This window comes from Nocardiopsis terrae, from assembly GCF_014651695.1.
Taxonomy (GTDB): Bacteria; Actinomycetota; Actinomycetes; order Streptosporangiales; family Streptosporangiaceae; genus Nocardiopsis; species Nocardiopsis terrae.
The window spans coordinates 201,415-215,637 of sequence record NZ_BMXJ01000005.1; the positions used below are offsets into that span (position 1 = coordinate 201,415).

At 70.9% G+C, this 14,223-nt stretch carries 14 protein-coding genes; 7 read left to right on the forward strand and 7 right to left on the reverse strand.

All coding sequences use genetic code 11. From position 1 onward, the window contains the following. A partial coding sequence (locus IE195_RS15225) for an acyl-CoA dehydrogenase family protein (RefSeq protein ID WP_191271933.1) occupies positions 1–400 on the reverse strand: 400 nt, incomplete at its 3' end. Positions 401–654: 254 nt separating this feature from the next. Here IE195_RS15225 and IE195_RS15230 point away from each other — a divergent pair. Further along, a complete protein-coding gene (locus IE195_RS15230) occupies positions 655–1,815 on the forward strand; it encodes an alpha-hydroxy-acid oxidizing protein (RefSeq protein WP_191271935.1) in 1,161 nt (386 codons plus the stop codon). A 57-nt stretch (positions 1,816–1,872) separates the two neighbouring features. Here IE195_RS15230 and IE195_RS15235 read toward each other — a convergent pair whose 3' ends face one another. Beyond that, positions 1,873–3,327, reverse strand: a complete 1,455-nt coding sequence (locus IE195_RS15235; protein ID WP_191271937.1) for an XRE family transcriptional regulator — start codon at positions 3,325–3,327, stop codon at positions 1,873–1,875. A 217-nt stretch (positions 3,328–3,544) separates the two neighbouring features. On the opposite strand from IE195_RS15235, the gene aceA reads away from it, so the two are divergent. The 3 genes from aceA to IE195_RS15250 all read left to right on the forward strand — a co-directional run bounded on the left by aceA (position 3,545) and on the right by IE195_RS15250 (position 6,302). Further along, complete coding sequence (gene aceA, locus IE195_RS15240; RefSeq protein WP_191271940.1) at positions 3,545–4,843, forward strand: isocitrate lyase; 1,299 nt, start codon at positions 3,545–3,547, stop codon at positions 4,841–4,843. 289 nt (positions 4,844–5,132) lie between these two features. Continuing rightward, the gene (locus IE195_RS15245; protein ID WP_191271942.1) at positions 5,133–5,378 is read left to right on the forward strand and encodes a hypothetical protein; all 246 of its coding nucleotides are present in this window, start codon (positions 5,133–5,135) and stop codon (positions 5,376–5,378) included. Between the two features lie 84 nt (positions 5,379–5,462). Next, on the forward strand, positions 5,463–6,302 hold the full coding sequence (locus IE195_RS15250) for a CPBP family intramembrane glutamic endopeptidase (protein WP_191271945.1): 840 nt from the start codon (positions 5,463–5,465) through the stop codon (positions 6,300–6,302). A gap of 98 nt (positions 6,303–6,400) precedes the next feature. Here the strand turns inward: IE195_RS15250 and IE195_RS15255 are convergent, their stop codons facing one another. Beyond that, positions 6,401–7,117 (reverse strand): ABC transporter permease, encoded by a 717-nt coding sequence (locus IE195_RS15255; RefSeq protein WP_191271946.1) that lies wholly within the window; start codon positions 7,115–7,117, stop codon positions 6,401–6,403. 46 nt (positions 7,118–7,163) lie between these two features. Continuing rightward, positions 7,164–8,054 carry an ABC transporter ATP-binding protein gene (locus tag IE195_RS15260; protein WP_191271948.1) on the reverse strand — a complete coding sequence of 297 codons (891 nt, stop codon included), beginning with the start codon at positions 8,052–8,054 and terminating at the stop codon, positions 7,164–7,166. 157 nt (positions 8,055–8,211) lie between these two features. Between IE195_RS15260 and IE195_RS15265 the strand changes: the two genes are divergently transcribed. After that, positions 8,212–9,327 (forward strand): sensor histidine kinase, encoded by a 1,116-nt coding sequence (locus IE195_RS15265; RefSeq protein ID WP_191271949.1) that lies wholly within the window; start codon positions 8,212–8,214, stop codon positions 9,325–9,327. 19 nt (positions 9,328–9,346) lie between these two features. Then, positions 9,347–9,949, forward strand: a complete 603-nt coding sequence (locus IE195_RS15270; protein WP_191271951.1) for a response regulator transcription factor — start codon at positions 9,347–9,349, stop codon at positions 9,947–9,949. 15 nt (positions 9,950–9,964) lie between these two features. Here the strand turns inward: IE195_RS15270 and IE195_RS15275 are convergent, their stop codons facing one another. Continuing rightward, the gene (locus tag IE195_RS15275) at positions 9,965–11,236 is read right to left on the reverse strand and encodes a CynX/NimT family MFS transporter (RefSeq protein WP_191271953.1); all 1,272 of its coding nucleotides are present in this window, start codon (positions 11,234–11,236) and stop codon (positions 9,965–9,967) included. Between the two features lie 201 nt (positions 11,237–11,437). Between IE195_RS15275 and IE195_RS15280 the strand changes: the two genes are divergently transcribed. Continuing rightward, positions 11,438–12,139 carry a FadR/GntR family transcriptional regulator gene (locus tag IE195_RS15280; RefSeq protein ID WP_191271955.1) on the forward strand — a complete coding sequence of 234 codons (702 nt, stop codon included), beginning with the start codon at positions 11,438–11,440 and terminating at the stop codon, positions 12,137–12,139. A gap of 195 nt (positions 12,140–12,334) precedes the next feature. Here the strand turns inward: IE195_RS15280 and IE195_RS15285 are convergent, their stop codons facing one another. Together IE195_RS15285 and folP are read right to left on the reverse strand one after the other, a co-directional pair. Beyond that, on the reverse strand, positions 12,335–13,078 hold the full coding sequence (locus IE195_RS15285; RefSeq protein WP_191272653.1) for an RraA family protein: 744 nt from the start codon (positions 13,076–13,078) through the stop codon (positions 12,335–12,337). 256 nt (positions 13,079–13,334) lie between these two features. Continuing rightward, positions 13,335–14,195: a dihydropteroate synthase gene (gene folP / locus IE195_RS15290; protein ID WP_191271957.1), complete on the reverse strand. Its 861-nt coding sequence runs from the start codon at positions 14,193–14,195 to the stop codon at positions 13,335–13,337. Between the last annotated feature and the right edge of the window lie 28 nt (positions 14,196–14,223).

The window sequence follows — 14,223 nt, forward strand, 5'->3', positions numbered from 1 at the left end:
AACAGAACGCGCCGAGCTTGATGTCGTCGGCGGTGCCGAACATCTGCGGCACCCACTCGAAGAGCTGTTCCTGGGTGCCGTTGGAGGCGACCGAGACGGCGGCCAGGCCGGTACCGGTGATGGACAGGGCGATACCCGGGTCGCCCCAGTAGAGCTCCTCGAAGGCGACGGGGATGCCGAGGCCGGTGGGCTCCAGCCACTGGTTGGCGAAGAAGTCGAGGGAGTACAGCCCGATCTTGGCGGCTTCCTGGATGATCGGCCAGGGGGTCTCCTCGCGTTCGTCCCACTCGGCCCCGGCGGGGCGGATGACGTCGGCGGCGAACCCGTGGGCCCAGTCCCGGACGTCGCGAACGTCCTCGCTCAGTTCCAGGCTGAAGGCGGGTGCGGTGGCCTCACTCATGCACTTACATCCTTTGTCGAACCCTCCGGGGGCGGAGGGGCGGCCTATGCGTGTTACCAACGGTAACAGTTCTGGGCTTCACGGTGGAAGGGGCGTCGACGCCTCGGCGAACACGGGGCCGGCACATGGTTCGAAGCTGCCGCGAGGCGCCGGGGGCGCTCGTCCCGGCGCCGGGACCCCGCGGATATTGACACGCGGGCACGTCCGCTCGGATGATGCCGCTCACATCCCGACCCCCTTCCTCGGAGGCGTGCATGGCACCGCGCTACGGCGACTACCAGCTGGAGATCTACCTGAACGGCCTCACCGGCGTCGTTCCCTCCCACCCGATGACCTTCGCCGAGCTGGAGCGGCGGGCGGCCCGGACACTGCCGCCGTGGGTGTGGTCCTACGTGGCCGGAGGCGCGGGCGACGAGCACACCCAGGACGCCAACGCCGCGGCCTTCCGGCGTTGGGGCCTGTACCCGCGGATGTTCGTGGGGGCGGCCGAACGCGACACCTCCGTGGACCTGTGCGGCGTCCGGCTGCCCTCACCGCTGATGATGGCTCCGGTGGGGGTGGTGGGGCTGTGCGCGCAGGACGGGCACGGCGATCTGGCCACGGCCGAGGCGGCGGGCAGGACCGGGGTCCCGATGATCGCCTCCACCCTGTCGCAGGACCCGATGGAGGAGGTGGCGTCGCGGTTCGGGGACACCCCCGGATTCTTCCAGCTGTACACGCCCACCGACCGGGAACTGGCGGCGAGCCTGGTCTCGCGCGCCGAAGCGGCCGGGTTCAGGGGGATCGTCGTCACCCTGGACACCTGGATCACCGGGTGGCGTCCGCGCGACCTGGCCACCGCGAACTTCCCGCAACTGCGCGGGCACTGCCTGGCCAACTACACCTCCGATCCGGTCTTCCGCGAGCGGGTGGGGGCGGACGCCTCTCCCGAGGAGGTGGTCGCGCACTGGACCGGCATCTTCGGCAACCCGCTGACCTGGGACGACCTTCCGTGGTTGCGGTCGCTGACGGACCTCCCCCTGTTCGTCAAGGGCATCTGCCACCCCGATGACGCGCGTAGGGCCGCGGACGGGGGCGTGGACGGCGTCTACGTGTCCAACCACGGGGGCAGGCAGGCCAACGGCGGGATCCCGGCACTGGAGTGCCTGCCGGACGTGGCCGCCGCCACGGACCTGCCGGTCGTCTTCGACTCCGGGGTGCGGTCGGGCTCGGACGCGGTCAAGGCACTGGCGCTGGGGGCCACCGCGGTCGCCGTGGGGCGTCCCTACGTGTACGGACTGGCGCTGGGCGGCGCGGACGGAGTGGTGCACGTGCTGCGGTCGATGCTGGCCGAGGCCGACCTGCTGATGGCGGTGGACGGCTACCCGTCGCTGTCCGACCTGACCCCGCGGGCGCTCAGGAAACTGCAGGGCTGAACGCCCCGGCCCCGGCGGGTGCATCGTTCCCGCCGGGGCCGGGCGGTGCCCGCCGGCTCAGTCCTGGCCGTACCCGTCCTGGCTGTGGTTGTCCAGGAACGTGTAGACGTCGTGCTCGTCCACGCCGGGGAAGGTCCCGGAGGGCAGGGCCGACAGCACGTGGGAGTGGGCGCGGGCCGAGGGCCACACGTTGCCCTCCCAGCGGGTGGCCAGCTCCGCGGGCGGGCGCACGCAGCACTCCCCGTTGGGGCAGTTGGACTTGGTGCGGTTGGTGGTCTCGCGCCCCCGGAACCAGCGGGACTCCTTGTAGGGCACGCCCAGGGTGATGGCGAAGTTGCGCTCCCGGCTGGGGTCGACGTGCGCCACGCACCAGTGGGTCCCGTTGGGCTTGTCCGTGTACTGGTAGTAGATCGAGTACCGGTCCGGCGACTGGAAGACCTGGCGCCCCGACCACTGGCGGCACATGCGCTGGCCCTCGATGGCGCCGGTGTCGTCGGTGGGGAAGACCAGCCCGTCGTTCTCGTAGGCCTTGTAGATGATGCCGGTCTCGTCGTTGCGGATGAAGTGGCAGACCAGGTCCAGGTGGCGGTGGGCCAGGTTGGTGAACCGGTGCGCGGCCATCTCGTAGGAGACGGAGTAGACGTCGCGCAGGTCCTCCACCGACAGGTCGCGGGCCTTCTTGGCCTCCTGGAGGTAGGTGACGGCGGTGCTCTCGGGGATGAGGACGGCCGCCGCGAAGTAGTTGGCCTCCACCCGCTGGCGCAGGAAGTCGCCGAAGTCGCGGGGCCGGTCGTGGCCGAGGATCACGTGGCCCAGGGTCTGCAGCAGGATCGTGCGCGGGCTGTGCATGCCCAGCGTGGTCTCGCGCTTGAGGTAGATGCGCCGGTTGATGTGGTCGGTCAGGGAGCGCACCGAACGGGGAAGGTCCTGTACGTACTTCAGGGAGAACCCGTGGTGGGTGGCGATCGAGAGGATCTGCCCCTGGGAGAGGGGGCCGGCGGTGTAGTTGACCGCGGCCAGGGTCTCGGCGGCCGCGCTCTCGATGTTCTCGAAGTAGTTGCCGCGCTCGCGCATCTGCCGCCGCAGGTCGGCGTTGGCCCGGCGGGCCTCCTCCGGAGTGGCGGTGGGCTTGGCGTGGCGCCGCTTGAGCTCGTCGTACAGCCCCACGATGTGCTCGAGGACGTCGTTGGGAACCCGCTTGCCCACCTTCAGGTGCGGGAGGTTGAGGCCCTGGTAGAGGGAGTCCCGCTGGGCCTCCTCGACCGAGATCTCCAGCTGCGCGCGACGGCTCGGGGGCTGTTTCGACAGAAGTTCCTCGATCGACACCCCGAGGGCGGAGGCCAGGGACGTGAGCAGGGAGAGCTTGGGTTCACGTTTTCCGTTCTCCAGCAGCGAGAGCTGTGAGGGCGCCCGGCCCACACGTTCGCCCAGGTCAGACAGGGTCATCCCACGCGTCTTGCGCAGGTGTCGGAGCCTCTGACCAAAGGTGACGAGATCCAGGTCACCTGTCAAAGACGGTATTTCTTCAGCACCAAAGTACGCCATGGCTTCATCTTACGGAAAGAATCGACGATCTTCACACGATTTTGAGTGGAAAACTCTTGGATCTTCGCTAAGAATCATAGTTACCGGCGGGGAACTTACCGCTCAGGGATCACCCCCTGACCCTGGAAGGCCTCCCTCGACCGGTGCGAACACCTTGGGGACTACACGTAAGGCGGGAACGAACATGAGCACCAGCGCTCGACGTCAGGAAGCCAGCGCCGAACTCCAGCGCGACTGGGAGACCAACCCGCGGTGGGCCGGTATCGAGCGCACCTACTCCGCTGACGACGTCGTCAAGCTGCGCGGTTCGGTCACCGAGGAGCACACTCTGGCCCGCCGGGGCGCCGAGCGTCTGTGGGACCTGCTCCACACCGAGGACTACGTCAACAGCCTCGGCGCGCTGACCGGTAACCAGGCGGTCCAGCAGGTCCGCGCCGGCCTGAAGGCCATCTACCTCTCCGGGTGGCAGGTCGCGGCCGACGCCAACCTCTCCGGCAGCACCTACCCGGACCAGAGCCTCTACCCGGCCAACTCGGTCCCGGCCGTCGTCCGCCGCATCAACAACGCGCTCATGCGCGCCGACCAGATCACCTGGTCCGAGGGTGACGACACCGCCCCCGAGTGGCTGGCCCCGATCGTGGCCGACGCCGAGGCCGGCTTCGGTGGCGTCCTGAACGCCTACGAGCTCATGAAGGGCATGATCGCCTCGGGCGCCGCGGGCGTCCACTGGGAGGACCAGCTCGCCTCCGAGAAGAAGTGCGGCCACCTGGGCGGCAAGGTCCTCATCCCGACCAGCCAGCACGTCAAGACCCTGAACGCCGCCCGCCTCGCCGCGGACGTCGCCGGTGTCCCCTCCCTGGTCATCGCGCGGACCGACGCCCAGGCCGCGACCCTGATCACCAGCGACATCGACGAGCGCGACCAGGCCTTCACCACCGGTGAGCGCACCGCCGAGGGCTTCTACCGCTTCCGCAACGGTGTCGACGCCTGCGTCGCCCGCGGCCTGGCCTACGCCCCGCACTCCGACCTGCTCTGGATGGAGACCGCGACCCCGGACCTGGAGGTCGCCCGCAGCTTCGCCGAGCGCATCAAGGCCGAGTACCCGGACCAGATGCTGGCCTACAACTGCTCGCCGTCCTTCAACTGGAAGCGTCACCTCGACGACGCGACCATCGCGAAGTTCCAGCGCGAGCTGGGCCACATGGGCTACAAGTTCCAGTTCATCACCCTGGCCGGCTTCCACTCGCTCAACCACTCGATGTTCGACCTGGCCAAGGGCTACGCCAAGAACGGCATGACGTCCTACGTCGAGCTCCAGGAGGCCGAGTTCGCGTCCGAGGCCGACGGCTACACCGCCACCCGCCACCAGCGCGAGGTCGGCACCGGCTACTTCGACGCGATCAGCACGACCATCTCCCCCGAGGGCAGCACCACCGCCCTCACCGGCTCCACCGAAGAAGACCAGTTCTCAGCGGCTCACTGACCCTGGTCTTCGTTCCCCAGAGGTCGTCCCTCCCCGCTTTCGTGGCTGGGGCGGGGCGGGACGACCTCGCCCCCTAGCCGTCGGCCATGCGCGATCCGTGTCACACGCGCATGGCCGGCGGCTTTTCCATGTGCTTTTCCTCCGATTCCCGGCCTCCCCGTCCATGTCGGTGCGACGCGCGTATACGGTGTCTCCAGCAACGGGTAACGAAACAGTCAAGTCCGCCTCGCGCCAGGCCTCTCCGGCCGACTGACCCGGGGCGTACACCCGCCGACCACACGGAGCTGACGTGAAACTCGAAGACATCAGCAGGGCGACCCTCGCCACGACCCGCCGCGTAGTGGCCTCGGGCGCGATCGCCGCGGTCGCCGTGTTCGGCGTCGCCGCCTGTGAGGGCACCGACGACCTCGAACAGGAAGTCAGGGACGGCGTCGAGGAGGAGATCGAGAACGGCATCGACGACCTGGAAGAGGATGTCAGGGACGGCGTCGAGGAAGGCGTCGACGACGCCCTCGGCGGCGACGAGGACAACTAGTCCGCGGCTCCGGGGCGGCCGGGGCGATGACGCGTGGTCACCGCCCCGGCCGCCCCCCTTGCCGCCAGCGCGTAGATTCGACGGGTGACCGACAGAGCCCACCAGAACCCGCGCGGATCGGAACCCTCCCCCGCCGAGGGCACGCGCGCGACGACCTCAGTCCCGATTCTCCTCCCCGGCCGCTCCATGCTGCACTGGGAGGTGCTGTGCGTGCTCGCACTCTCCCTGGGCGCCGCCGCGGTGTCGGCGACCATCTCCTTCCTCGGTGTGCTCACCGCACCCGAGTCGATGGCCGATCAGACCGCCAGCCTCATCCGGTCCCGCGCCGAGGACCGTCCCTGGCTCGACCTGTCCTTCCAGCTGTACGCGGTGGTCTTCGCGTTCGCCCCGGTCGCGCTGGTGGTGTACCTGCTGCACCGGAGCGGGGAGTCCGCGCGCACGATCGGCTTCGACCTGCGCAGGCCCGGTTTCGACGCCTGGAGCGGGGCCGCCCTGGCCGCGCTGGTAGGCGCCGGCGGACTGGTCGTGTACGTGGTCTCCTGGCAGCTGGGGCTGACCCGCACCATCGTGCCGAGCACGCTGGACGGCAACTGGTGGGACTCCACGGTCCTGGTGCTCCAGGCGCTGAAGAACGGCGTCCTGGAGGAGGTGATCGTCGTCGGCTACCTGCTGCACCGGCTGGGGCAGGCGGGCTGGTCACCCTGGAAGGTGGTGCTGGCCAGTTCGGTGCTGCGCGCCTTCTACCACCTGTACCAGGGGGTCGGGATGTTCTTCGGCAACCTGGTCATGGGGTTGGTGTTCGGCTGGTTCTACCTGCGTTACGGCCGGGTGATGCCGCTGGTGGTGGCGCACACGGTGATCGACGTCGTGGCGTTCGTGGGGGCGGTGTACCTGATCGGCCGGATCGACTGGCTGCCGGTCTGAGCCCTGCCCCGCCACGCCGGCGCCACCGTGCCCGTTCCGTACGCCGCGGCCCGCTCCCGCCCGCGTCCCAGGACCCGCGGGCGGGAGCGGGCGGGCGGTCAGACACGCGGTTCCCACCTGAAGAGCCGGGCGGCCAGCACAAGGGCCACGACGACCCAGGCCAGCGTAGGAGCCAGGAGCCACAGCGAGTCGGCGACCGCAGTACCGCCGTTCCAGGCGTTGACGACCAGCTCGCTGGCCGAGCCGCCGGGCAGCAGCCGTTTGAGCAGGGTGAGTTCCCCGGTCCCGGTGAACCCCACCCAGCCGGAGACGGCGAGGACGCCCACCAGCACGGGCAGCGTGGTCACCTGGGCGTGGTCGGGCGAGTTGGTCACCCCGGCCGTGGCCAGCCCCAGACCGACCATCATGGCTACCACCGAGAGCACGGCCGCGGCCAGCAGGAGCGGGTGGGCGGGAGCCTCGGCGAACACGGTCAGCGCGCCCAGGACCACGGCCGTCTGGACCAGCGTGATGACGGTGACCGGAAGCAGCAGCCCGGAGATGATCTCACCGTCGCCCGCCGCGGTGGAGCGCAGCCGCTTGAGGAAGAGGTTCTGTCGGCGGGAGGCGAGCGTGGTCACCGTGGTGCTGTAAAGCCCCAGAACCACCACGAGGAAGACGAGGATCGCGGCGGTCGCCCCGAGGTCCAGCGCCGGAACGAGGTCGTACAGGTAGATGTAGAAGGCGCTGAACGCCGCGGGGAGGACGAGCATGGTGACCAGGACCAGGCGGTTCCGGAAGATCTGGATCAGCTCGCTCTGAGCGATCGGGAGCATGGCGGGAATCCTTCTCTGGAAGTGCGGGCTCACTGGAGGTGCGGGCTCAGGCGTCGGCGGTGTCGAGGGCGCGGAAGACGTCGTCCAGCCGGGTCGGTCCGGCTTCGAGCCCGCGCAGCTCCACCGCGTTGTCCTGCGCCCAGCCGAGCAGGATGTGCAGATCCCTCTGCAGGCCGGGTGTCTCGACGAGGAACGACCCGTCGCCCTCGCGCACGACCGGCAGCGGCAGTTCCGGGGCGGTGTCCGGCAGGGAGAAGCGGATCACGGCCGGCAGGGTCCGTGTGAGTTCGGCGACGGTTCCCTCCCGGCGGAGGGAGCCCCGGTGCATCAGTCCGATGCGGTCGGCGCGCTGCTGGGCCTCCTCCAGGTAGTGCGTGGTGAGCACGACGGTGGTCCCCTCCTCGCGCATCCGGTCCACCGCGGTCCACAACTCGTCCCGGGAGTTGATGTCCAGGCCGGTGGTGGGCTCGTCCAGGAAGACCAGTTCGGGTGTTCCGTACACGGCGGTGGCGAAGTCCAGGCGCCGCTTCTCACCGCCGGAGAGCTGGGCCACCCTGGTCCGGGCCTTGCGGGTGAGGCCGACGAGGTCGAGCACGCGCCCGACGTCGTCCGTGCGCCGGGTGAGCGCCCCGATCAGCCGGACCGACTCCTGGACGGTCAGGTCCGGGGAGAACCCGCTCTCCTGCAGCATGACGCCCGTCCGGGGGCGCACGGTGCGGCGTTCGCGCGGGCTGCGTCCGAACACCCGCACGGTGCCCGAGGAGGCGGCCCGGTGGCCCTCGACGGTCTCCAGGGCGGAGGTCTTGCCCGCCCCGTTCGTTCCCAGTAGGGCGTAGAGCTCTCCTTCGCGGACCTGGAAGGACAGGTCCCTGACGGCGTGGAAGTCGCCGTACCTGACGTTCAGGCGTTCGACGTCGATGACCGGTGTGTTTGGCATGCCCCCATTCCAGCCGTTCGCGCGCCCTTGCGGCAGTGCCCGCACGTCAGATCCGCGCCGTGACTTTCGCGGGGGCGCGAGCATGACGTGGCGTCACTGGTGGCGCCGCGGGCCTGCGTGAATACTGGGTTCGGTCCCGATCGGCGGAAGGTCACTCATGGTGTGCGAACAGGACGAGGCGACGCCGGGGCAGCTGCGTGCGCTCAACGTCGGCCTGGTTTCGGCGTCGCTGTCCTCCGTCGGCACGCTGCTGGTGGTCACCGATTCCGAGAACTGGTGGCAGGGCCTGCTGCTGGCGGCGGGGCTGGTCGCGGCCCTGTTCACCGTCAACCGGTCGACGGACCGGTCCGGTCTCGGGGTGCTGCTGCCGGGCCTGGCGGTCACCGCCGTGGTGTGGCTGCTGGGGGTTCTTGTCGCCGGTTCCTCGACGGCCTCCTTCGGCCTCGCCGTGGTGGGCACCCTGGTCGTGCAGCGGCTCCCCCGTCGCCGACGCGCCGCGACGCTGGCCCTGGTCGCCTTCGGTGCCGCGGTGATCGCCGCCAGGGCCCTGTCCCGGGACCTGTCCCTGACCGACGTCCTGCTGAACCACGTCCTCGCCTCCGCCGTCGTGGCCGTGACCGGGATCGTGCTGGTGTCCCTGGTCCGGGTGGTGGCGGACCTCGTCACGGAACTGGAACGGGCCAGGCGGCGTGAGGCCGAACTGGCCGTGGCCCGTGAGCGGGTGCGTTTCGCGAGCGATCTGCACGACATCCAGGGGCACACGCTGCACGTGGTCAAGCTGAAGGTCGCCCTGGTCCGCAAGCTGCTGCGCGCCGACCCGGACCGGGTGGAGCGGGAGCTGGACGAGGTGTACGACCTGGTCGGCGACACCATCGGGCGGACCCGGGAGCTCGCCCACGCGCAACGGCGGCTGAACCTGTCCGCCGAGCTGGAGAACGCCAGGAACCTCTTCGAGGCCGCCGGTATCCGGGTGGCCGTCGACCGCCGGGGCGAGGTCGACCCACGGGTGGGCGAGCTGCTCGGCCAGGTCCTGCGCGAGACGACGACCAACATCCTGCGACACGCCCAGGCCGAGCAGGTGCGGGTCACCCTGTCGGAGCGGGGCGTCACCATCACCAACGACGGCGCCGGGCGCGAACCACTCGCCGAGCTGCGCGGGCTCTCGGTCCTGCGGGAGCGTGTGGGCGACCGGGGCGGGGAGCTGACCGCGGAACGCGCCCAGGGGTGGTTCCTCACCTCGGCGGAGTTCCCGGCACCGGGTACCGCACCATGACGACGTGGAAGGACGACCGATGACCACCGTGGTCCTGGCCGACGACGAGGCCCTGCTGCGTTCGGCGCTGGCGGCACTGCTGCCGCTGGTGGGGGACGTCACCGTGCTCGCCGAGGCGGAGGAGGGCGCGTCGGCCGTGGCGGCCACTCTGCGGCACCGGCCCGACGTGCTCGTCATCGACCTGGAGATGCCCGGGGTCGACGGGCTCGACGCCGTCACGCGTATCCGGCGCGAGCTGCCGGACCAGGTGGTCCTGATGCTGACCCGGCACGCCCGCCCCGGGGTGCTGCGCAGGGCGCTCAGGCTCGGTGTGCAGGGTTTCGTCAGCAAGTCGGCGGAGCCCGAGCACATCACCTCGGTCATCCGGACCCTGGCCGGGGGCAGGCGGTGGATCGACCCGGACGTGTCAGCGCTCGCGGTCATCGACGACTGCCCGCTCACCGACAGGGAGCTCGACGTGCTCCGGGGGACCCGGGAGGGGTACTCGGCGGCGGAGATCTCCGGGCAGCTGCACCTGGCACAGGGCACGGTGCGCAACTACCTCTCCAGCGCGATGCACAAGACGCAGACCCGGACCCGCCACGAGGCGGCACGCTACGCGCACGAGCACGACTGGCTCTGAGCGCGCTCCCAGGCCTCAGGAAGCGCGTTCCGCGGCCTTGGCGGCGAGGGCGTCCTCCAGGTAGCGGGGTTGGCCCACCAGCATGCCCATGACGAGGTTGAGGGCGACGATGCCCATGGCCATGGCCATGGGGGCGTGCCAGCCGCCGGTGAGCTCGTGCAGGAACCCGAAGAGGAAGGGCCCGGCTCCGCCCAGCAGATAGCCCAGGCTCTGGCTGGACGCGGACATGGCCGCGGTGCCCTCGGCGGTGCGGGTACGCACGGCGAAGATCGTCAGGGCCAGGACGAAGCTGCCCAGGCCGATGCCGATGAGGGTGGTCCACACCCAGGTGCCCGACAGCGGGGAGATCCACAGCCCGGTGAACCCGGCGACGTAGGCGAGGACGAACAGGCCGACGAAGGGCCGCTGGTCGCGTACGCGGACGACGAGCGAGGGCAGCACCAGCGACATGGGGATGCCCAGGGCGGTGAGGTAGGCCAGCATCACCCCGGCCGTCTGGGCGTCCATGCCCTGGTCGCGGAGCATCTGGGCGTACCAGCCGAACATGATGTAGGCGATGGAGGACTGGGTGCCGAAGTACAGGACGCCCTGCCACCCGATCCCGGTGCTCAGCACCTGGCGGACGCCGAGCGCCTCGCGTGCGTCGCCCGGGGCGGGTTCGTGGCGCAGTGCCAGCAGCCACGGCAGGGCGGCGGCCAGGCCGAAGAGGGCGTAGGAGCCCAGGGCGATCCGCCATTCACCGGTGGCCTGTTCGACGGGGACCGTGGCGGCGGCCGCGATGGCGGTGCCCACGGCCAGCCCGGTGGTGTAGACGGTGGTCATCAGACCGACCCGGTGGGGGAAGTGCTGCTTCACGAGGGCCGGGAGGATGACATTACCGATCGCGCCACCGGACAGTGCCACCGCGCTCAGGGTGAGGAACAGCCAGGGTTCGGGGGCCAGGGCCCGGGTGGTCAGCCCGAGGGTGACGGCGACCAGAGCGTAGACGAGCAGGTGGTGCGAGCCGAGCCGGCGGGCGAGCATCGGGGTGAGTCCGCCGAAGAGCGCGAAGCACAGTACGGGCAGGGTCGTGAGTGTCCCGGCGCCCACCGCGGTCATCCCCAGGCCCTGCGTGACCTCGTCGAGGACGGGGCCCACACTGGTGATGGCGGTGCGCAGGTTGAGCGCGGCCAGGGCGATGGCCACGCCGATCAGCAGGAGTGCCCCGCGCGGGAGCCCCGGAGCCGGGTCGGCCCCGGTCGGAGAGGGGTCCTGCACGGTCTGCTTTCGTGTGGGGGCGGCGCTCATGGGAGGTGGCTCACAAATTCGTAGGATGACCCTATGTACTTCATGAGGATAACGCATTGCCGTTCGGGGCCTATTCCGACGCGCAACTGGTCTAAGCTCCGGCCTTAACCGTTCCGTACCTGTGCGGCTCCGGCCCCGATCCGTTCCGTACCTGTGCGCTGGCCCTGTCATCCGGCGACCCGCCCCTAGGAGGTAAAAAGCGTGCCCCTCGCCTCGACACGCCGGACCGGTCTCGTCGACCAGGTCATCAGTCAGTTAAGAGCCCAGATCGACTCGGGTGAATGGGGCGTGGGAGATCGCATCCCCACCGAGTCGGAACTGTCCGACCAGCTCGAGGTCGGCCGCAACACCGTACGCGAGGCCGTCCGGGCCCTCGCCCACGCGGGCCTGCTGGAGATCCGCCAGGGCGCCGGCACCTTCGTCCGCGCCTCCAGCGAGCTCGGCGGGGCCCTTCGCCGCCGCCTGGAACGCTCCCGGCTGCGGGAGAACCTGGAGGTCCGCCGAGCCCTGGAGGTCGAGGCCGCGCGCCTGGCCGCCCTGCGCCACAGCGAGGAGGACATGGCCGTCATCGACCGCGCCATGGGCCTGCGCGAGGAGGCCTGGCGGACCAGGGACATGGGCGCGTTCGTGGAGGCCGACTTCACCTTCCACCGGTCCGTGGTCAACGCCACCCACAACACCCTGCTGATGGACCTCTACGACGACATCGCCCAGGTGGTCTACGCCAGCATCGCGCACACGGCGTACGAGCAGAGCGACGAGGCCTCCGACCGGCCCTCCTCGGCCACCGAGGGAATCGACCACAGCGGCCTGACCGAGGCGATCCGGGAGGCGGACGCGAGCCGCGCCGCCCGTGAGGCCACCTGCTACATCGACGAACTGCTCTCCCTCACCGAGGACTGACGCCCACGGGAGCGGCCCGGCCCCGAGGCGGGGACCGCTCCCCCGCGCTCCCGGACCGGCCCCGGGCCGTACGGAGGAGCGCGGAGGAGGGCAGTACGAACGACGGGCCCGGGGGCGCGAGCTCGCGCCCCCGGGCCCGTCGGCGCTCCCACGGCAGAGGCCGGCCGCCCGGGAAGCGGCATGGCGTACCTACGGTCAGTCGCCGCCGTAGACGTCGCCCACGGCCGACCACGATCCGAACCGCGGACGGAGGTGCCCCTCCGCCGCCCGGCCCTCGCGCCGGGCGTTCAGCGAACGCGGACGGCCGCGCCGCACCCCGTGGTCGGGGGCGCCTTCCCAACCGTTCACCCTGGACGGGTCCAAGCCGAGCAGGTCGAGGGTGCTCTCCCCCGCGCAGACCGCGTCGATGATCTCCCGCTCCCGGGTGATGCTGTCCATGGTCTCGGCGATGATCGTGCTCACCTGGCCGCGCGGCAGGCAGACCACGCCGTCGTCGTCGGCCACGATCCAGTCGCCCCGGCGCACCGGTAGCGGCGCGGGGCCGCTCGCGTCCATGTTGATCTGCTGGCCGACGGAGCCGCCCGCGTCGTGCCCGGCCTCACGGACCGCGACCCCGGCGCTGAAGACCGGGAGCTCGCAGCGGGCGATGGCGGCGATGTCGCGCACGCAGCCGTCCAGGACGATCCCGGCCACGCCGCGGGTCCGCGCGGCCACGGCGAGGATCTCGTCGACGTAGCCGTACTCGGACTCGCCCGCGACGTCCACCACCAGTGCGGCGCCGGGGGGCGCCTGGGCGATCGCGACGTGCAGCGCGAGGTTGTCCCCCGGCGCGCAGCGGACCGGGAAGGCGGTCGCGGCGAACGCGGCCCCCGGCCAGACGGAGAAGAGGTGCGTGCCGAAGGGCCGCCCTCCGCAGCGAGCCAGTGCCACCGTTCCCACAGCCGTCAACGTCTTCGCAAGCGCCACGTCAGCCTCCATTACACCCGCGCCCGGTGCGGCCGGTTCGGACCGACCTCCTCCATACTCACGGGTAACTTAAGCGTGACGCAAGGCATACGGGCCCGAAACACGCAAAAATGCTACCGGCGGTTACATGCGAGGCTCATCCGTATCCGAACAGCTACCCGCCGTGGCGCCCCGACGGCGTCCCCGCCGGATCCCCCGCGTCCCGCGGACAGCCGGCCCGGAGGCCGTGTCAGCCGACCGCGGCGACCGCGTCCAGGGCTGCGCGGGCGGCCGCGACGTCATGCACCCGGAAGACCCGGGCGCCCTCCCGGGCGGACATCGCCAGGGTCGCCAGGGTCCCGTCACCGCGTTCGGTCAGCCCCACCGCCAGGGTCTCGCCCACGAAGTCCTTGTTGGAGACCGCCACGAGCACCGGCCAGCCGGTGGCGGCCAGCTCCCCGAGGCGACGGGTGAGTTCGAGCGAGTGGTAGGTGTTCTTGCCGAAGTCGTGCGTGGGGTCGATCATCACCCCGTCGGGGCGCACCCCCACCGACACCGCGCGTTCGGCCAGGGCGCACACCCCGGCCACCACGTCGGCGACCACGTCGTCGTAGCGGACCCGGTGGGGGTCGGTACGCGGAGCCAGCCCGCCGCTGTGGCTGCACACCAGCCCGGTCCCGTACTCGGCCGCCACCCGGGCCAGATCCGGGTCGGCCCCGGCCCAGGTGTCGTTGATCATGTCCGCCCCCGCCTCGGCGCAGGCGCGCCCCACCCCGGCCCGCCAGGTGTCCACCGAGATCACCACCTCGCGGTGGCGGTCGCGCAGTTCACGCACGAACGGCACCGTCCGGCGGATCTCCTCCGTCTCGTCCACGTGCGCGCCGTACCCGGCCTTCACCCCGCCGACGTCGATGATGTCGACGCCCGCCGCCACGGCGTGGTCGGCGGAGGCCAGCGCGGCGTCCAGGGCGTAGGTGGCCCCCCGGTCGTAGAAGGAGTCGGGGGTCCGGTTGATCACCCCCATCACCGCGTAGCGGCGGCCCGCGAACGTCCTCCCGCGCAACCGCAGTGTCCCTGTCCCCTCCGGCACCGCCGGGCCCTCCGTCACCATGGGTCCCATCCTGGGGCAGGCGGGGGGC

Coding starts and splice junctions, on each gene's coding strand:
- IE195_RS15230 (WP_191271935.1), top strand. CDS start 655: ATGGCACCGCGCTACGGCGACTACCAGCTGGAGATCTACCTGAACGGC.
- aceA (WP_191271940.1), top strand. CDS start 3,545: ATGAGCACCAGCGCTCGACGTCAGGAAGCCAGCGCCGAACTCCAGCGC.
- IE195_RS15255 (WP_191271946.1), bottom strand. CDS start 7,117: ATGCTCCCGATCGCTCAGAGCGAGCTGATCCAGATCTTCCGGAACCGC.
- IE195_RS15260 (WP_191271948.1), bottom strand. CDS start 8,054: ATGCCAAACACACCGGTCATCGACGTCGAACGCCTGAACGTCAGGTAC.
- IE195_RS15265 (WP_191271949.1), top strand. CDS start 8,212: ATGGTGTGCGAACAGGACGAGGCGACGCCGGGGCAGCTGCGTGCGCTC.
- IE195_RS15270 (WP_191271951.1), top strand. CDS start 9,347: ATGACCACCGTGGTCCTGGCCGACGACGAGGCCCTGCTGCGTTCGGCG.
- IE195_RS15275 (WP_191271953.1), bottom strand. CDS start 11,236: ATGAGCGCCGCCCCCACACGAAAGCAGACCGTGCAGGACCCCTCTCCG.
- folP (WP_191271957.1), bottom strand. CDS start 14,195: ATGGTGACGGAGGGCCCGGCGGTGCCGGAGGGGACAGGGACACTGCGG.